Here is a 19802-nt window from a genome sequence, read left to right on the forward strand (position 1 = left end):
GAACCGACCGGAGCGGTGCCGCCTTGCAAAGGCGCCGCTCCGATCGGTTCCCAGGCCGTCGCCGATCAGTCGGCCAACCGCGTCAGCCGCGACAGCGTGAAGTAATCGTCCGGGTATTGCGATTCGATAAACTGCGAGCTGTACCGTCCACCCAGGGCGGCGCGGTTGGACTTGTCGTTCACGCCGATGACCATGTTCGGAGTCACCGTCGTGAAGGTCCCATCCGGGCTCTTCGAGAAGTGGTACGCACACATCGCGTTGTAGAAGTATTCCCCGGCGCGGTTATGGACCAGCTTCCACCAGATGCGGTAGAGGTCCTTATCCATGTACATGATCACCTTGCCGAAGTTGTAGAACGGATCCTCGGATTGGCCTTCGAGGATCCACACCGGCCGGGGGATCATGTTGAGGTTCTCGACGATCAACCAAGGTGCCCCCTTGGCACCGGGGGTCTCGTAGCCGCCCTTGAAGTAAGGGATGTCGACCTCGACACGCGTGTCCGACACCTTCTTCTGGATAAAGGGCTCCGGGCTCAGAACGCCCGCTAGCACGTTACCCTCGCCGACCAGCTTCCACTTATAGTACTCGACCTTACCGGCGTAGCAGTTAACGTCGTCGGAAAAGATGTCGAGACCGGCCACCGGATCGGAGCGGGTGGCGGCGTTCACACGCCGCACGCGCCGGGTAGACGGCACGTAGAACCACGACTGGTCCTGCGACACCCAATCGTTGATGCGCTTCGTGAGACCACCGACGCCGTCGATGTCCTGCGGCTCGATGGCGTTCGACATGCTCGTATCGCGCAAGCCATCGGGGTTGGCGATCGGACCGGCCGAGCGGCCCATGAAGGAGTTCAGGTGCAGCCAGGTCTTGATGCGCCGAAATTCGCCGCTGCTGTCGATGCCGTTCAGCGTGAACGTAGCGCCCTGGCCGTTGCCCATCTGATTGGCGGCGGTAAAGTTCCACGCCATCTTACAGGCCGCGAGCGGATCCTTGGGGTCCACCTTGGGAAACAGATAGCCGAAGTAGAACTCGGGAATCTTCCCGGTACTGACGTCTTTCAGACCGCAGGTTGCCGGGTCGACGTCGTACTTGCCGGCGTTAGCCTCGCTCGCCTCCCAGAACTTCTTCGAGTAGTTCTGCTTCAGCTTGTCCGGGTCGACCGGCACGACCTTGTACCAGTACTCCCCGTTTTTGACGCGATTCAGGATCGGTTCCGGCAACAGGTCCTTGGCCTGCTGCCAGTTGTTCTGGTCGAGAATCCATGACTGCCCCGGCGCATCGTCAGCCTGGACCGGCCCCGCGAGCAAGAGGAGCAGGCACCCCGCCGCAGGGACGTAACGCCCGATCGATCCGAGTTTCTTGAACCACATACCTATTTCCTCCAATCCGGAATGATAATCTCTCACGCAGCCGATCAGCCGCGCCTCCGCCGGCGCGCGCGACCCTGCACGTTTCAACTCGCCGCTGCGGCCTGCTCCTGCAGTAAGACGGCGCGACGCGCCAATCTCTTCGCAAAAAAACCGGGCTTGAGAACTTTTATGAACGACGGCACGACAACCAGGCCACCGAAGGTGTTGAAACCCATTAGCAACGCCAGCAGCATGCCCATCTCGGCCTGAAATTTGAGGTCCGAAAACCACCAGAAAGCGGTACCGGCAATCATCGTGCTGGCCGTGAAGATAATGGCCTTACCGGTCGTCGCCGTGGCGTAGTCGACCGCCTCGTCCAGCTTTCCAATCTCGTCAAACGTATCGACCATGCGGCTGAAATGGTAGATGCCGTAGTCGACGCCGACGCCCGCGCCCGCCGCCGCAATGGGCAGCGAGTTCACGTTGAGATCGATGTGCATCCACACCATGAGCGCTTCCGCGGCGAGCTGCGACAGGACCACAGGAATCAGCAGGATCAGAGAAATGTACCAGGACCCATATGTCAGATACAGGCAAACGTAGACAATAAAAAAAATCAGCCCGAGGCTGACCCAGTAGGAACCGTCCACCTCTTCGTTGACCGCCGCCAGAATCCCAAAGAGCCCACCCGCAAACCGGAACTGGACGTCGTCACCGGTGTACTTGTCCGCAAAGGCCTTTGCCCACGCAATCGATTTCATGATCGTCTCGTGGGAGTACTCGCGAAACAGCGTGATGATCGAACCGTACCGCCCGCTGGCGTCCATGAACAGGCTCAGGGACGTAACGGTGGCGTTCTGCTGGAACTGGTAAATGATCTGGGCGATCTCCTTCGGACTGACCGGCACCAGCCCCCACTTCGGATCGCCCTCGTGCTGGAGCCGAAGGAGCTGCTTCACGATGTCGACTATGGTGATCGAGCCGCTGGCTCCGGGGGCCTGTAGCATGTGATCGGCCAGCTCTTCCATGACGGTCAACGACGCGTTGTCCTTCACGCCGTCGGGCCGCATGCTGTCGGCTATGACGATCAACTGGCTGCCGCCGAGAAACTTCTCGTTCAGGACGTGATGGGCGACGTTGTACGGGTGATCCGCAAACAGCAACGCCGCCCCCGGGGTCATGTCGCCCACCTTCAGCGTCCAGCCCCAAATGGGCAGCAACAGGTACATGGCGACCGTGGCCGCAATCACTACGTAGCGCCGGTAGCCTTCGCTGGCATCGATCACCAATTGCGTAAATACGCGGTATATGCGCTCGGAGAACGCCAGCCAGTACCAGGCGAACACGGGCGCCCACCCCAGAAAGGCAAGTATGCCGTTCACCCCGAACTGCCGGTGCACAACGACCGCTACGACGGTCGCCAGCGCGAGGATGGCCGTCCCCGGCCAGATCCCCATCGGCTCCTTGATCTTGGCGACGTGCTCCTCCAGCGGCGGCGGCGGGCTAATGTACGACAGAATGATCGGATGCAGGGTGACCACGCTGATGAAGATCGAAACAACCCAGAAGCTGGCGAATATCGCTACCTTCTGAATCAGCGGAATCGGCGCCACCGCGACGATGAGCAGACCGATGCCATCCGTCACGATCGACGCGATTGCCGGCGCAAACAGGTGGGAGTACGACACCACGATCGCCTGGTCCTTGTCCTTCAGCCGATAGTATTCCTCGTGGTAACGGTCCATCGACTGCACCGAGTGGCTCAAGGCGCGGGCGGTCAGAAAGATGGGAATCACCAGTACCAGCGGATCGAGGTTGAAGCCCAGCCACGCCGCAATACCCAAACCCCAGAAACTCGAAAGAATACCGGAAAATATCGGCACCCAGATGCCAGTCCACGTGCGAAAATAGCCGTAAAGCAAGAAAGACAGCGACAGCAGAGTCAGCCCGAAGACGTAGTAGAGCTGGTCCGAGTACTGCAGCACCGAGGTATAAAGCCACGGATACCCGGTAATGTAGATGTTGTGGTTCTCGTCCGTCTCCGCCTTGCGGAGCTCCTCCATACGATCGTGGAGTTCGCGGAAGTCGAGCGCCTCCTCCCAGAACCCGGCATTTACCACCGCGGCGGTGTCGTCCGTCGCCACGTACACCCCTCGAATGTTCGGGTTGGCATACACCGCAAAGCGCACCCGGTCGGCCTCCTCCTGCGTCTTCGGGACGCCCGGATAGAAGACCGGTCTGACCTGCACGGCGCCCTGCGTAACCGTGGCGCTGTTCACCGCCGGGTGGGCGATGGAAAGGATCTGGTAGGGCACGACGCCCTTGGTGTTGATCAGGTACTTGGTGATCCGATCCAGCTTCTGCAACGTCGCCGGGTTATAGATGTCGCCTTTCTTCACCTCGACGATCACGTTCATGATGTTCGCGGTGCCGAACATCTTGCGGAACTCGTTGTAGAACTTGATGTACTGGTGCTGGCGGGGATAGAAATCGAAGAAGCTGATGTTGAGGCGGAGGTCCTTCAGCCCGAAAGCGAAGAACAGTGTCAACACGGCGACCGCAATCGTTACCGACCCCTTGAACCGGAGCAGGAAACGCAGGTACGCCTCAATCCATCGTTGCGGGATCATGAGCGATCAAGCCTCCTGGTGCGCACGGACCGCGGCGCGAGCTAATACGTCTTCTTGAGCGCGGTGAAAGACTCGCGGTCCAACGTCACCACCAACCCGCGGGCGCCGACGATGTACCCGCGCCCGTCCCCCAGCAGACTTATCCCCCGAAACCACCCGCTGCGATACTTGGGAGCCATGTCCATCAACTGCCACGTCGTACCCCCGTCCCGGGAGCCGTAAAGTAACCCGCTGTTGCCAAGCGCCCAGCCGTATTGTCCCCGGACGTCCACATCGTATAGCGCCAGACTGAACCCGTATGGCGCGTCGAGTTTTTGCTTGGCCCACGTCATACCGCCGTCGGTAGTCGCAATCAAGGTTCCTTCGAGCCCAACCGCCCAGCCTCGCTGCGCATCCACGAAGTGGACGCCGAACAGGCTGCTCTCGGTCGGGCTGGTCTGCGGATGGAAGGTCTGTCCGCCGTCAGTCGAGTTCAGAATCACGCCGAACTCGCCGACGAGCCAGACATGATCGGGGTCGGGAAACGAAACCCCGTAAACGACGACGTCACCCGGCCTGACCAGCTCGGCGACGTCCTCGGGCAACTTCGTATCGGTTGGTAACGCCACCGTCGTCCAGGTCTTGCCCCCGTCGTCGGTGCGCACGATGGTCCCGAAATCCCCCACCGCCACCCCGCGCTGCGCGTTCGCAAAGGACATATCGAGGAGCTGTCGGGTGGTGCCGCTGTTCTGCATCGCCCACGTGTTGCCGCCGTCGGTGGAGGTGGCGATCTCCCCGGCCTGACCCGCGATGAACAACTGCGAGCGGTCCGGACAGGCAATGGCGACGAACGGCTTTGTGGTACCGGCCGACTGCAGGGTCCAGGTTTGCGCCGCGTCCCTGGTGTGGAAGATGCGTCCCAAATCGCCGACGGCCCAACCTTCCTTGTCGTCGACGAAACACGTCGCATACAGGTTCTGCCGCAACTGCTCGGAAGTCCACTCCCTCAACGCTGCATCGGCGTGCCACACCAACCCCGCCATCAGCACCACCACCGTCCCCAGCGCTACTCGAAGCCGGTGCGCGGTTCCGGCGCGCATGGCGGTTCCCAGATTACGCATACGAAATCCCGAAAATCCTTTCTGTATTCCAGTCAGGTCGTCGAACCAGAACCCGTCCGCATCGTGCACCGTCATTCCGGAAAGCGCCGGAACCCGGCCCTGTCCAGCCGTCCGGAGCCCGCGCGCTCCCGCCGAAGCGACGGAAGCACCTCTGCGTCGACAGCCTCCTAACGCCCCATCCGACCGCACCGCCAGCGCGTAGCCCCTCTCAGATCACGTACTCTATCCTGAACTGGATGTTGTCCCGATCGCTCAACAAACTCACGCCGCTACCACCCTTCAGGGTATGCGCGCTGAGAATACTGTAGTCCATCACGAAACGGAATGGGTCGTGCACTATCCCTATCGACGGCTGGAACACGTACGCCCCGCCCCAGTCGTAGAAGAAGAGAAAACCCGGGTTGACCTTGCCGCTGAAGTACGCCGTGCCGATGAACAGCGTGTGCAGGAACGAGTCGGTCGGTTGATGTACGAAATCCGGGTCGTTGGCCCCAAAAGTGCGCAGATCGGGGCGATCGATGATCGAGTCGGCAGCAAGTACCGGGAGCACCTCGCCCTGGAGCGGGATGCGGCCCGGCAGCTTCGTGCGCGGCAGGGGATCGAAGAGGTGCTTCCAGAAGAACTGCGTCGAGATGAAGAACGTTTGGTTCGGGTTCAGGAACCGGATGTACTGGTTGATGTCCAGGCCGAGGACGTAGTTGAAGGACTTGCCGGTGCGGCGGCCACCCGTGGGGTTGACGCCGGCACCGAAGACCCGAGCACGATCCGCGAAGCACTTCCGGAACGGACGGCAGTCTTCCACGTTCTGCCCGTTCGCGCCGCCGCCGCACTGGGCACCGCCGCACTGCGCATTCGACGTGCAGGCCTGGCCGGTGTACGGCCCACCCTGACAGGTACGGAAGTAGAACCCGTACATGAACGGGTCCAGCCCGAACTGCGAAAAGCGCGGCTCATTATTGAAATACGCCGCCTCACTGCGGACGATCGTGTAGAGCGACGGCAGTGCGAAGGTCGTCGACGCACCGGTGATACTCACCATCGGAGCAGTCGTGAACGCTTGCGCCGAGAAGCCGCCGGGGAATGCCGAGGCCGGGCTTAGCGGATTGTTCACGTCCCGCAACGGATACCCCGGCTTCACCTGCGACTGCACTCCCGGCGTGTCGAAGAAGGTGAAGTACTGCGCCAGACTGAAGGTCGCGTCGGACAGGTTGAACACGAAACGACCGCCACCGCGCATGTTGTTGAACGTCTGCGCCGGGGCAATGTTAAACGTCTGTGTCGTCGCGCTCGGGGCGGCGTTGGGCAGGGTCCACGGCGAACCGGCCGGCGTGCCCGGCACGAAGGCCACCTTATTGTCGATCGCCGCGTAGCCCTCCAGAAAGGCCTCGGAGAACGGCCCGATATTGCCGATGGCATATTGCGCCCGCAGCATATCGAGCGGCACCCGACGCTCGTCCAGCGAGATCAGGAAGCCGCCGAAACTGGAGTCGATCGGGTTAATGTTGTCGAGAAGCCGGAAGCCGTCGGTCTCACCCCACGACAGGATCTGCCGACCGAAGCGCACGAACAGCGGGCCCGCCGTGCCTTCGACAAACCACTGAAAGAGACGGTTGCGCTGCGAGGCCAGACTGCGTAGCCGCTGCCGGCCCTTGGCCACGTTCACCACGCTTCCCGTCGCGGCGTTGCGCAGGCCGATGCGCTTATCGATCGCGTAGTCCCAGCTATCGGCCGTGCTGTACTCTTTCGGACCCCAGTCGTACAGGCTGTCCCATTCGCCCCGGTACGTTAGCCGATACTTGAGACCGGAAATCTTGAACGGCAGCAGGTTTATCAACGTCAGCGGCCCGACACCCTTCTTGACGAGGCTATTCAACTCGTGGTCGAGCTCCGCCTCGACGAAGTACCGGTTCTGCCTCAGATGCCCGGCAGCGGACGGCGGGAACGTCCAGTTGCGCCAGGCCAGCGTCCTGGCGCCGTTGATGATCTGGTAGAAGGCGGTCTGCTGGGTTGCCTCCGTACCGATACGGGCGTTGCCGTAAGCCCGCACTCCCAGCTTGATCTCGCCTTCCTTATCTATTGGTACCGCACCGCCCGGCCCCACCCAGACCACGAGCGAGGCCAACGCAATGCTCACGGCCCCCCAAACCCCAAGCCTCGATCGTCCCATCACGACCCTCCTCTATCGTTCCGCAGCCCCCCCTCCGGGTGACTATCCGCCGAATTACGCTCGCGTTCCCTATGTCAGCCCATCCGCCGTTGTCAAGTCAATTCTGCCATCCCCCCCAACCGGCGGGATTCGCCTCGCTAATCCGCGCACGCCTCGACACCCTGTGGTACCCTGCAGATGCGCAGCAGCGGCCTACTTTGCCGCCGCTCCGAAACGTGAAGGAGGGTATCAATCATGCGTGATCGCGCGCTGATCATGGGTATCTGCGGTCTACTGGCAACCATCGCCATATCCGCCGACGGCCAGATCATGTGTCCGATGGGCGCAATCGAGGTCGGCGATACTCAGGATCAGGTCCTCGCGATGTGCGGCCCGCCGACCCTCGTCCAGGAGTGGGACCAGACCCGGGTTGCCGAAGCCGACCTTCCCGACGGCACCTTCGTCGAGCCCCTGATAGTCGTGCCGCAACCCGAGTGGGTGTACGATTACGGCCCGACACGCTTCGTCTTCTTCGTGCGCTTCGAAAATGGCGTCGTCAGCGGACTGCAAACCGGCAACGTCCCACCACCGCCTGCGCTGGAACGCGACATACCGGACGCGTGACACCCCAACCCGCGCGCCCCTGACTCCCCCATTTGCGCGCCGCGCCGTTGTCCTTTATTGAGGCTCGGTCCCGCGGCGCCCGGTCGACGATGCTGGTCGGACCTCGGCGGGTTTGCACAGACGGGCCGCATCCCGCGGCGTGCGGCCGCTACCCGAGGAGTACTTCTTCATGAGCCAGTTCACCCACGAGGTCCGGAACCGCATCGCCTGGGTCACCTTCGATTCGGGCGCCATGAACACGCTGTCGGTCCAGGCCATAACAGACCTGAAAGCCTCGATCGCCGAGTTAACGGCCATACATGCCAAGACGCCGCTGGCCGGCGTCATTCTCAAGGGCAACAAGTTCGGCCTCGGCGCCGGGGCTAACATCGGCGAGCTGATGGGCAGCTCCCGCGCCCAGCTCGAACAGCTCATCGACGAGGGCAACGTGCAGCTCTTCGCCATTGAAGAGGGACCGTTCCCCTGGGTCGTGCTCCTCGACGGCATCGCCCTCGGCGGCATCTACGAGCTGGCCCTCGCCTGCCACGCCATCGTCGCCACCGAGAAGTCCACGGTCGGCTTCCCGGAGATCCGTCTCAACATCTTCCCCGGCCTCGGCGGCACGCAACGGCTGCCCCGCCGCACCGGCCTCCTCAACCCCACCGACCCGGTCAATGGCGACGCCGCCTTCACCGCCATCCTGACGGGCAAGAATTTCCCTGCCCAACAGGCCGCCGCGATCAACATGATCGATGCGGTAATCCCCGCCGGCGAGGACCCCGAAGCATTCGCCGCCCGCTTCCTCACCGATACACTCCCCACCCGACAGCGACCCGTTCCAGCCGACCTCGCTCAGGGCGAAGCGCTCAAGCCGATGGTCCTGCCCATGATCCAGAAGGCGACCATGAACCGCCCCAACCCGCGTGCCCCTTACGTCGCCCTTGACGTGATCGCCCGGGGCGCCACGCTTCCCCTGCGCGACGCGATCAAGCTCGAACGCGATAACTTCATCGAGGTCGCCAGCTCGTCTGAGGGCAAGGCCGGCATGCGTTTCTTCTTCACCATGCAGAAGGTGCAGAAGCTGCCGAAGTCGTTCCAGGGCAAGGCCGGCGAGATCAAGAAGGTCGGCATCGACGGCATCGACGGCTTCATGGGCAACGCGATCGGCTGGCTGGCACTCGAAGCCGGGTACGCAGTCGTCGGCCATGTGCCGCTCGAGCAGTTCGCCAGCGCCGTCCCCGCCAAACTGAAGGCCAAGTACGGCCGCGCCCTCAAGAAGGGTAGCATGACCGAAGCCCAGGTCGACGTCCGCGTCGCCGGCGTCACTGTCGCCACGGCAATCAAAGAGCTCGCCGACTGCGACCTCGTCATCGAGGCGCGGATGGAGAACCGCGAAATCAAGGCCGAGTTCTACCGTGCCCTCGGCAAGGTCATGAAGCCCACCGCCCTCGTCGCGTCCAACTCGAGTTCCATGGGACCCGGCATGCTCGCCGCTTACTTCAAGGAAGGCGGCGGCAATCCCGCCAACTTCCTCAACCTGCACTTCTTCAGCCCGGCGGAACACCCCACCATGCAGCTCGTCGAGATCGTCCGCGGCGCGGCCACCACCGACGACGCCGTCGCCACGGCCCATACTTTCGTACGCAAGATCAACAAGACCCCCGTCCTGCTGCGCGACGGCTCGCCCGGCTTCCTCGTCAACGCGGGTCTGGCGGCATACTTCGACGCCGCCGACACTTTGTACTGCGAGGGCACTCCAATCGACGTCGTCGACGCGGCGATGCGCGAGACCGTCTTCCCCATGGGCCCCTTCGAGCTAGGCGACGCCGCCGGGCTCGACATTGCCGCCGGTATGTTCGACACCATCGCGGCCGAAACCCCACCCGTCCGTGAACCGCTGGTGTGGAAACTGCGCGCGGCCAAACGCTTCGGCCAGAAGACCAGTGCCGGCTTCTACGACTACACCGACGGCAAGAAACGGGGGGAATGGGCCGGCCTTGCCGAACTCGTGCCGAACCGCGGGAGCCGTGTGGCCGGTCGGGAAGAGATCGTCGAACGCTGTACGCGCGCTCTGTACAACAAGGCCAAGGAACTGCTCGAACGCGGCATCGTCGACTCAGCCGAGGAAGCCGACCTCGCCTTCGTGCTCGGCATCGGCTTCGCCATGTTCCTCGGTGGCCCGCTCTTCTACGGCCAGCAGCGCGGCTGGTAAACCGGCCCGGCGCCCCCCCCGCATCGCCATGAGCATGCTCCCCCCGGCTCCACCGCCGTTCGACCCTTCGGCTCCCCTACCTTCCGAGGAAGAGACGAGCGCTGGTTCTGGCATGCAGCGCGTAACCTTCGGCCGGCCCATTGCGCGGCTCCGCCCACTGGTCTTCTCCCTCGTCATCACGACCCTCTTCCTCTTCACCCCGTCGGCCCGCGCCTTCGACCTCGACGACGTGGCGGCGAAAGCCCAGCAGATGTCGACCCAACCGTTCAAGGATCCTCGCGGTGAGGTCCCGCAGTGGATGATGGACATCGACTACGACCAGTGGCGGGACATTCGCTTCCGCCCCGATCAAGCCCTGTGGCGCGACCGTCAGTCCAACTTCCAGGTACAGTTCTTTCACCCGGGCATGTACTACGACCGCACCGTACACATTAACGTCGTTACGCCCGCCGGCGTGCAGTCCCTGCCCTTCGAGACCCGGCGCTTCGACTACGGCAAGAACACCTTCGCCGCCCGGATCCCCCGGGAACTGGGTTACGCCGGGTTCCGCATCCATTACCCGATCAAGAACCCCGCCTACCATGACGAGGTGATCGTGTTTCTCGGGGCGAGCTATTTCCGTGCCCTCGGGCGGAAAGAAGTCTACGGAATCTCGGCCCGGGGTATCGCCATCGACACCCTGGCTCCGTCGGGCGAGGAGTTCCCGTACTTCCGCGAGTTCTGGCTGGTACAGCCCGAACCCGCCGCCACAGAGATGACGATTTACGCGCTGCTCGACGGTCCGAGCATCACCGGCGCCTATAGTTTCGTGCTTCGACCCGGCGAGCGTACCACCACCGCCGTCGAATCGCGGCTCTTCCTGCGCAAGAAAGTCGGCAAGCTGGGAATCGCGCCTCTCACCAGCATGTTCTTTCACGGCGAGAATACCAACCGGTACTTCGACGACTTCCGCCCCGAGGTGCACGACTCGGATGGCCTGCTCCTGCACGCCCGAGCTGGCGAATGGCTGTGGCGGCCGCTCGACAACCCGCACGGGCCGCATCTGAGCATCTTCCAGCTCCCCGATCCGCGCGGCTTCGGCCTCATCCAGCGCGACCGCAACTTCGCCAGCTACCAGGACTTCGAGGCCAACTCGGAACTTCGCCCCAGCGCCTGGGTCGAACCGCGGGGGGACTGGGGCGCGGGCGCCGTCGAACTGGTCGAGCTGCCGACGGCTTCTGACGTCCACGATAACATCGTCGCGTACTGGACTCCGGCCGTGCAGCCCAAACACCACGAGCCCTTCGGCTACGCGTACACGCTGGTGTGGTACGGCGATGACCCCGCCCTGCCTCCCGGCGGCCGCGCGGTCGCCACCCGTCGCGACGCCGGCACCGGCAAGGACACGGTGCGCTTCGTCATCGACTTCGCCGGCGGCGCGCTGGCGGACCTGCCGGCAGATCGGCCGCCACGCGGAGAAATCGCCGTCGCCGGCGGCGACACCGTGGCCATGGTACTCGACCAGCACGTGCTCAAGAACCCGCACGCCGGCGGCTGGCGCCTGAGCTTCCAGGTCGGACGTCTACAACCGAAGAAGGTCGTCGAGCTGCGCGCCTTTCTCGCCAACGACCGCGACGCCCTCACCGAGACCTGGTCCTATCCGGTATTGCCGTGAGCAGCGCACTTACGCCACCATCCGCGGCCAATGGCCGCCTCTTCCGCGTCGGGAGCGACCGCCTCGTCCAGGATTGGAAGGAAGCGCACGACCGCGCCGTCGCTTACCTCGATGCACTGGCGGTCCCCGCCGCCGATCGCGATGCGCTCGCCGACACCGCCGTCGAGCAGGCCCTGGACCGCGAACGCTGGGAGCCCGACAGCGACGCGATCTCCGAAACCATGCGCGCATTGCGCAAGCTTGTTCCCGACCGATATCCGCGGCCTGGTCCAGAGGACGCCGCCGTCCCCGACCCCTTTCTCGCCTGGCGCCTCGAGGTTGCAGCTACCGGCAGCGTCGATGCCCACGTCCCCGCCACCGGCACCTCACTTTGCGCAGCCGGTCCGGTTCCCTTTGCGTCGACCCCGCCGCTCGCTCGCGGCGCGATGGTCCCTGAACACATCGAACGGCGTATCGGGCGCCGCGTCCTCAACCGCCTGCGAGGCCGGCGCTCCGATTCGCACGACGCGCCGCGCGGGCACGCCCTGCGCGTACAACGCCGGGCTTTGCCGTGGATCGGCGCCGCCCGCAGGCGACGCTTGCTGTTTCTTTTCCTGGTCCTTATCCCGAGCGTCGTCGCCAGCGGTTTCATGGTCAACGTGCTGCCCCACCAGGGCAGCACGTGGCTCGAGGTGGTCATCGTCCATGTCTTCGGCGCCCTGTTCGGCTGGATCTCGATCGGTTTCTGGACCGCACTGCTGGGCTTCTTCCTGCTCACCGTCAGGCGCGATCGCTACGCCATCACCCGGCTCGATGCAGCCGACGCCGGCCCTTTTGCCCCCAGTGGGCGAACGGCCATCGTGATGCCGATTTGCGAAGAACCCGTCGATCGCGTCTTCGCCGGCCTCAAGGCAATCCATCGCTCGCTCGAGCGCGCCGGCGGTCTACCCCACTTCGACTTCTTCGTCCTCAGCGACAGCTACTCCCCCGACACTTACGTGAAAGAAGAGGAAGCGTGGGCCCGCTGGGGCCGCGAAGTCGGCGGCTTCGGTCATATCTTCTACCGCCGCCGGAAAGTCCGCCTGAAGCGTAAGAGCGGCAACGTCGCCGACTTCTGCCGCCGGTGGGGGCGCAAGTACCCCTACATGATCATGCTCGACGCGGACAGTGTCATGTCCGGCGAGACCCTCGTCCGGCTGGTCCGACTCATGGACAAACATCCCCAGGCCGGCATGATTCAGACGGCACCGACCGCCGTAAACCGCAATTCCCTGTTCGCCCGCATTCAACAATTTGCCACTCGCGTCTACGGCCCGATGTTCGCCGCCGGCCTGCACTACTGGCAGCTCGGCGACGGCCAGTACTGGGGACACAACACGATCATCCGCATCCAGCCGTTCATGCAGCATTGCGCGCTGCCGCGGCTACCCGGCAAACCGCCGCTCGGCGGCGAGATCCTGAGCCACGACTTCGTCGAGGCGGCCCTCATGGGACGGGCGGGCTGGACGCTCTGGCTCGCCTACGACCTCGACGGCAGTTACGAGGAGGTACCGTCGACGCTGCTCGAGGAAATGAAGCGCGACCGCCGCTGGTGCCAGGGCAACTTGCAGCACCTGCGGCTGCTATTCACCGAAGGCCTTTTCGGCGCCCACCGCGCGCTATTCATCAATGGCGTCCTGTCTTATGTCTCCGCTTTGCTGTGGTTCTTCTTCCTGACCTTGAGCACCGTGGAAGCGGTGCAGAACGCACTGGCGGAGCACGAGTACTTTCCCCACGGCGCGAGCCTGTTCCCGACCTGGCCGGTGTGGCGCCCGAACTGGGCCCTCGCCCTGCTCGCGGTCACCGGCGCCATTCTGTTCCTGCCCAAGTTTCTCAGCATCGTCCTCGTGGTTGCCCGCAACGGCAACGCCCGCTCTTACGGAGGCCTGGCCAGACTGACCCTCAGTGTCCTCTGCGAGATCGTCATCTCCAGCCTTCTGGCGCCGATCCGCATGGTGTTCCACAGCCGCTTCGTGGTGCAGAACCTCATGGGCCGCACGGTGACCTGGAAGTCGCAGGGTCGGGAGGACGCGGAGACCGGTTGGGGCGAAGCGATACGCCACCACGGCTTCGACACGCTGTTCGCAAGCGCCTGGGGTACCACTCTTTACCTGCTGAATCCGGGCTACTTCTGGTGGGTCACCCCGATTATCGGCGCCCTGATTCTGTCGGTGCCGGTATCCGTACTCGCCAGCCGGATCGGTCTGGGGGAACGGGCCCGCGCCTGGAAGCTGTTCCTCATCCCCGAAGAAAGCGACCGGCCGCGCGAACTGCGCGAGCTCGATGGCGAATACGAGGCGGCGCAGCGACGCGCCGCGACTCGGCCACCGGCCGAGAACGACGGCGTCGTCCGTGTCGCCGTCGACCCTTACACGCACGCCCTGCACCGGGGCCTGCTCGGGCGCCGGCGCTCGCTGCGCGCCTCGATCCGGGCGACGCGCGCCACGCTGCTCCGACACGCCCTCTCCGCGGGAGCGGCGGCGCTCGCTCCCCGCGAGCGTCGCGTGTTGCTCGGCGACCCCGATCTGGTCGACGACCTGCACGACAAGGTGTGGGCCGAGAGCGACCACGAACGCGTCCGCCGCTGGGGCCGCCCCGGACGGGTATGAAAGCGGCGCGCCAGTTCGCGCGGTTCATCCTCGCCGTCGGGCGCCGCTTCGAGGCGGACGACGGTCTTGTTCGCGCGGCGGCGCTCGCCTACACGTCCCTGCTCTCGCTGGTTCCGCTGCTGGCGGTGATGTTCGCCGTCCTCAAGGGCCTCGGAACGCAGCGGCGTCTCGAGCCCTTGCTCCTGTCGCGGCTGTCGCTGACGCCGGAGACCACCGCAACGATCGTCGGGTACATCGACCGCACCAATGTCGGCACGCTCGGGACACTCGGCGCCGCCGCCTTGCTGCTCACCGTGGTCGGCGTGCTCGGTACGATCGAATCGACCTTCAATCACATCTGGCGGGTGCGGCATGGCCGTTCGGTGTGGCGCAAGGTGAGCGACTACCTCTCCGTCGTCCTGCTGACGCCGTTCCTGCTGCTCGCCGCCGTGGCCGTCACCTCGTCGCTGCAGGTCCAGCAGGTGATCGAGTGGATCCGCAGCGTCGACTACTTGAGCCGGGCATTTGTCGTCGCCCTCGGCGTGGTTCCGGTCGCAATGAACGCCGCGGCGATCGCAATGCTGTACGGCGTGATGCCGAACCGCCGGCCGGCACCGCGTGCGGTCCTGATCGGGGCCGTCGTCGCCGGACTCGCCTGGCACCTCGTGCAACTCGCCTACGTCCGCTTCCAGATCGGCATGGCGAACTACAACGCCATCTACGGCGCCCTTTCACAGGTACCGGTGACCATGGCGTGGCTCTACGTGAGCTGGATCGTTGTCCTCGTCGGGGCTGAAATCGCCGCGATCGCAGAGTTCGGCGCCGACGGCCCCGCCGCCGACCCAGCCCCACCGTGGGCCGCCGGCGCTGCGCTGCAACTCCTCGTGCGGGCCGCCCGGGCCTTCGCCGGCAGCGCTGCCGGCGTCGAGATCAGACAGGTGGCGCGGGACCTCCGTCTCGACCCCGGCGCGCTGACGGCCGTAGCCACATTGCTGGTCGAACGCGGTTGGCTCGCCGCCGTCGACGGCGCCTCCGGCCGCTACGTGCTCACTCGCGACCCCGCGCAGATTCCACTCGCCGATCTCGCCGCGCTGCTCCCGACACCCAGCCTCGACCTCCAATTCGACACCGCCGTTACCGCCGCCCTGCGTCTCGTCGAAACGTCGGGACCGCAGGCGTGGGCGGCGTTGCGGCTGACGGATGTGGTTGGGGGGGGCTGATGTCCGCACTTGCGGAACGTGTCAGCGTCGCACCGTGCGGCGGCCGCGCAGGTAGGCATCGCGAGCAGCCAGACGCAGGTGCTCGACGTGACGGCGCACCGCCATGACTTCGTCGTCGGTCACCGCTGTCGGCACGCCGTCCACGGTCTGGGTCGCGCGCGACAGAGCCCCGGTATCGTCGAAGCTGAGCCGCAACACGACCGCCGTTGCGTTCGGAAAACCGTCGTGGCGCGCCATTGCCCGCCGGTTTTCGTGATAGTGGAACAAGCGACCCGCGGCGAAGAAATACTCGTTGACCGCCACCGCCGCCCCGGGCTCGCTCGCATCGGTCTGCTCGATGACGTAGCGCACTTCGCCGTCCCCGAAGTACGCCACGAAGCGCGACCGGACGAGGTCGGTCTGGCAACGCCCCTCGACGCGCGTCAGGTACGGAGCTAGCTCGGCGACGTAAGTCGCCGCTGCTTCCTGCGGATCCGGTTGGTCGGTCACGACCCCCCGGGACGCATCCTCTCGCTGGCGGGACACGCTGCAGCCCCAGACCGTCAACAGCGCCACCGCCCCGGCCAGCGTCCTCACAACCATCCATCCTCTTTTCCCTGCAAACATCCTTGCCCAATCCGGTTACGCACCCGGCCGCGCCGTGCACCGTCCCAATAGAACTCGCCCCGTTATCCCGAAACCGCCGATTTCCTGGCCCGGGACCTCCTTCGCCGACGTCCAAAAACATGTTCTTCGACCGGTCCAACACGGGCTTTTCCAAAGAACCCACGGCGGCGATCGACGACACGCCCTCTAGCAGCAGATCTCGCGCGGGCAAAGGAACCGCCACCGTTAGGGCGTGAACGCCAGTTTTGTGGCGCACGGTAACCCGACTCGTAGTCTGCGAACGGCGCCGCCAGTGAAGGCTCAATATCTGCGCGCGCATGGCATGGCGTTTGCTGACCGGTCATCTCGCGTTCGGGAGGACAAGCGCGTGAGAATGGCGGCTCGTCATCACGGCCAAACAACGGGACCGGTCGCGTGAGCATGGCGATCGGAGGTGCTGGAGAAGCGCCGGCCTGGGGTCGCTTCAGGAGCTTCGCGGAGCACGCGCTGCGCCTGGGGTATGCGGACCTCGCTGCGCCGGCAATCCTGGCCCTGGTGGCTGCGGCCGGTTATGGCATCGCTGTCGGTGGCGGCGCTCGGGTGGTCGGAGGACTGACCCTCGGGGTGTTGGCAACCGCTGGTGTACTGGCGGCTCGTGGTCTTCGCCACGAGGGAGAGCGCGTCGCCAGGGAGCTACACCGGGCCGAGGCGCGATCGGCAGCGTTCGAGGCTGCGGAAGCCGCATTGCAGCAAGCCAAGAGCGCCGCCGAGGCTGCTAACCGCGCCAAGAGCGAGTTTCTCGCCAACGTCAGTCACGAGATCCGCACGCCGATGAACGGCATTATCGGCATGACCGAGCTAGCTCTCGACACGGACCTCTCTACCGAGCAGCGCGAGTACCTCGATATGGTGCGCAGCTCGGCCGACGCACTGCTCACGGTCATCAACGACATCCTCGACTTCGCCAAGATCGAAGCCGGCAAACTCGACCTCTGCCCGAGCGAGTTCACCCTCGCTCGGAGTCTCGACGAAACCATGCGACCCCTCGCTCTGCGAGCCCGACAAAAGGGCCTCGCGTGCGCGTGGACGATCGCTCCGGACGTACCGCCGGTGCTGGTCGCGGACGCCGGCCGGCTCCGCCAGGTCCTTCTGAATCTCGTCGGCAACGCCATCAAGTTCACGGAAGCCGGCGGCCGGGTCGCCGTCGAAGTCGCACGCTTCACCTGCACGGCTCCTCCGGATCTCGACGACGCCACCGACGGCCTCGACCTGCACGTCACGGTCAGCGATACCGGTATCGGCATCGCTCCCGAGCAGCAACGACTCATCTTCGAGGCCTTCGCCCAGGCGGACGGCTCCATGGCCCGCCGTTACGGCGGCACCGGCCTGGGTCTGACCATCGCCTCGCAGATCGTCGCGCTGATGGGCGGGCGCTTGTGGGTCGACAGCGCGCTCGGCCGCGGCAGCCGGTTCCAGTTCACGATCCGCTGCCGGCGGCCGGCGGTCACGCCCGAGGTCCCTCGCGAGTTAGAGTACCTCCGCGGTCTCCCCGTGCTGGTGGTCGACGACACCCCGATCAACCGCCGCGTCCTCGAACAGACGCTACGTCAGTGGAGCATGGAACCGACATGCGTCGCCGATGCCGAGAGTGCCCTCGCGCAGCTCGAAGTGGCACGGTCGAACGGCACTCCGTATTCGCTGGCCCTCCTCGACGTTCAGATGCCCGAGCAGGACGGGTTTGCGCTTGTGGAAAACATCCGCCGTCGCCCGTACCTGAACGGGGTGACCATCATGATGCTGTCGTCCTCCGACTTGCAGGGGGCAGCGGAACGGGCGCGCTCGCTCGGTGTCGCGGCGTGGTTGCGGAAACCGATCAAGCGTAGCGACTTGCTCGATGCGCTGCTCGTGACTCTGGGCTTGCGCAACTCGTCGTACCCGGTCAACTCCTCCGTACCTGCGGCGACACCCGCCGCGGCGCCGCCGCCGGCCGTGCCGGCACGATCGTCACGCCCTCTGCACGTCCTCGTCGCCGAAGACAACACCGTCAATCAGCGCCTCGCATGTCGGTTATTGGAACGTCAAGGGCACACCGTGGTCCTCGCCGATACCGGGCGCGCCGCCCTCGATGCCCTCGATCGCGACCGCTTCGATCTCATTTTGATGGACGTGCAGATGCCGGAAATGGACGGCCTCGAAGCCACCGGAGAGATTCGCCGCCGCGAACGCGACGGCGGCCGTTCGGGTCAGGCTGCCCCGCCGAACAGCCGTATCCCGATCGTCGCCATGACCGCGCACGCCATGAAAGGCGACGCAGAGCGCTGCCTGGACGCCGGTATGGACGCGTATGTATCCAAACCCGTGCAGCCCACGACGCTGTTTGCCGTGATCGAGAGAGTCGTGCCGGGCGCGGCGGACACCGCCGCACCGATCGCGGCCCATCACCGGTAGCCGCGGCCGCGCGGCCAGCTTCAGATATCGGGCGGGCCCGCGGCCCGTTCCGCCACTTCAGTTTGCCGCCGTCACGCGTGTGCCGTCGCCGACCAGGTCGCTCGGGTGCAGCACCACGACATCTTCCGCCTGCAGCCCGCCGTTCACCTCAACCATTTGTGGGGTCCGATGGCCGACCTGAACGGGGCGTCGTCGCGCGTAGCCGTCGACCACCGCGAACACTTCCCACTGGCCCCCGCGACGAAACAGCGCACTCGCCGGAATCGTCAGTACGCCCTGCCCTTCCCACACGACAATACGCGCCTCCAGTCGATAGCCGTCCGCCAGGGCAGCCGGAGGCTCGGCAAAGTCGGCGATCACGTTGACACGCTGTTCCTCGACCCCCAGCGCCGAAACCTTCGTGAAGCCCGAGGGTTCGACCAGCCGCACGCGTCCCGGCAACGTACGCTCCCCACCCCAATCCTCGAACACCACCTCCGCCCCGGGATGGACTTTAACCGCATCGGCCGACAGGACATCGACCACGACCTCGAGCGCCATCGGGTCGCCGATCTCCAGCAGCGGCGTTCCCACGGGCACCACGCGTTCGCTCGGCTCCGCGACGCGCAGCACGCGTCCGCTGATCGGAGATCGCACCTCGACGCAGGGCTCGCTCCCGCATCTCGCCGCCGTCGCGCCGTCCGGCGCCAGCAACACCGCCCGGGCAGCGTCGACGTTGTGCGCCGCCACGCTGGCCGCAAACAGCGCCGCCTCGACCTCCTTTTGCCGGGTGGTTTCGGCCAGCTCCGCCAGTTCAAGTTCCTCGGGGGAGATCGTCCCCGGTTTGGCGAGTTTCCGGGCGCGCCGGGCGCTGCGTGTCGCCTGCTCGAGCGATGCTCTTGCCTGCGCGACCCGCGCTGTCGCCTCGCGTTGGGCGGCTTCGGCCGCTTCGAGCCGCGCCCGCGCTTCCGCCCGAGAGCGCGGATCCAACGGCAGCGGATCGAGCCGCGCCACGACTTCTCCCGCACGCACTTCCGCACCCGCCTTCAAGTCGATGCGCGCCAGATGCCCCGCCACCGGCGCCGCCACCACAAACCGCTCGCGCACGCGGGTCTCGCCGTCCTCGTCGATGGTCACACGCAACGGCCCCCGCGCGGCCACCGCCACGTCCACCCGCACCGGTCGCGGACGCAACAACACCGCCGTGCCCGCACCGGCGCCCACCACTACGACCCCAATCGGGATCCACCGTCGCCACCCGGCCATA

Annotated in this window: 12 protein-coding genes; 6 read left to right on the forward strand and 6 right to left on the reverse strand. The window is 65.2% G+C overall.

The window, feature by feature from the left end; genetic code table 11:
* Positions 1-65: 65 nt before the first annotated feature.
* From L6Q96_16285 to L6Q96_16300, 4 genes are all read right to left on the reverse strand, one after another.
* Positions 66-1373, reverse strand: coding sequence for a DUF1329 domain-containing protein (locus L6Q96_16285; protein MCK6556116.1), 1308 nt, complete (start codon positions 1371-1373; stop codon positions 66-68).
* A gap of 83 nt (positions 1374-1456) precedes the next feature.
* Positions 1457-3982, reverse strand: a complete 2526-nt coding sequence (locus L6Q96_16290; GenBank protein MCK6556117.1) for an MMPL family transporter — start codon at positions 3980-3982, stop codon at positions 1457-1459.
* 41 nt (positions 3983-4023) lie between these two features.
* Positions 4024-5157 carry a YCF48-related protein gene (locus L6Q96_16295; GenBank protein ID MCK6556118.1) on the reverse strand — a complete coding sequence of 378 codons (1134 nt, stop codon included), beginning with the start codon at positions 5155-5157 and terminating at the stop codon, positions 4024-4026.
* Positions 5158-5290: 133 nt separating this feature from the next.
* Positions 5291-7249, reverse strand: coding sequence for a hypothetical protein (locus tag L6Q96_16300; GenBank protein MCK6556119.1), 1959 nt, complete (start codon positions 7247-7249; stop codon positions 5291-5293).
* Positions 7250-7483: 234 nt separating this feature from the next.
* Here L6Q96_16300 and L6Q96_16305 point away from each other — a divergent pair, with 234 nt between their 5' ends.
* The 5 genes from L6Q96_16305 to L6Q96_16325 all read left to right on the forward strand — a co-directional run bounded on the left by L6Q96_16305 (position 7484) and on the right by L6Q96_16325 (position 15523).
* Positions 7484-7852 carry a DUF2845 domain-containing protein gene (locus L6Q96_16305; GenBank protein MCK6556120.1) on the forward strand — a complete coding sequence of 123 codons (369 nt, stop codon included), beginning with the start codon at positions 7484-7486 and terminating at the stop codon, positions 7850-7852.
* A gap of 169 nt (positions 7853-8021) precedes the next feature.
* Positions 8022-10043: a 3-hydroxyacyl-CoA dehydrogenase NAD-binding domain-containing protein gene (locus tag L6Q96_16310; GenBank protein ID MCK6556121.1), complete on the forward strand. Its 2022-nt coding sequence runs from the start codon at positions 8022-8024 to the stop codon at positions 10041-10043.
* A 112-nt stretch (positions 10044-10155) separates the two neighbouring features.
* Positions 10156-11697 (forward strand): glucan biosynthesis protein G, encoded by a 1542-nt coding sequence (locus L6Q96_16315; GenBank protein MCK6556122.1) that lies wholly within the window; start codon positions 10156-10158, stop codon positions 11695-11697.
* Positions 11694-14324 (forward strand): glucans biosynthesis glucosyltransferase MdoH, encoded by a 2631-nt coding sequence (gene mdoH, locus L6Q96_16320; GenBank protein ID MCK6556123.1) that lies wholly within the window; start codon positions 11694-11696, stop codon positions 14322-14324. Before L6Q96_16315 ends, mdoH begins: the two co-directional genes overlap by 4 nt.
* Positions 14321-15523 carry a YihY/virulence factor BrkB family protein gene (locus L6Q96_16325; GenBank protein MCK6556124.1) on the forward strand — a complete coding sequence of 401 codons (1203 nt, stop codon included), beginning with the start codon at positions 14321-14323 and terminating at the stop codon, positions 15521-15523. The genes mdoH and L6Q96_16325 overlap by 4 nt, the downstream gene beginning before the upstream one ends.
* A gap of 21 nt (positions 15524-15544) precedes the next feature.
* Here the strand turns inward: L6Q96_16325 and L6Q96_16330 are convergent, their stop codons facing one another.
* Positions 15545-16105, reverse strand: a complete 561-nt coding sequence (locus L6Q96_16330) for a hypothetical protein (GenBank protein MCK6556125.1) — start codon at positions 16103-16105, stop codon at positions 15545-15547.
* Positions 16106-16549: 444 nt separating this feature from the next.
* Here L6Q96_16330 and L6Q96_16335 point away from each other — a divergent pair, with 444 nt between their 5' ends.
* Positions 16550-18556, forward strand: a complete 2007-nt coding sequence (locus L6Q96_16335) for a response regulator (GenBank protein ID MCK6556126.1) — start codon at positions 16550-16552, stop codon at positions 18554-18556.
* Positions 18557-18613: 57 nt separating this feature from the next.
* Here L6Q96_16335 and L6Q96_16340 read toward each other — a convergent pair whose 3' ends face one another.
* The gene (locus tag L6Q96_16340) at positions 18614-19801 is read right to left on the reverse strand and encodes an HlyD family efflux transporter periplasmic adaptor subunit (protein MCK6556127.1); all 1188 of its coding nucleotides are present in this window, start codon (positions 19799-19801) and stop codon (positions 18614-18616) included.
* Between the last annotated feature and the right edge of the window lies 1 nt (position 19802).

Source organism: Candidatus Binatia bacterium (genome assembly GCA_023150935.1).
GTDB lineage: Bacteria > Desulfobacterota > Binatia > HRBIN30 > HRBIN30 > JAKLJW01.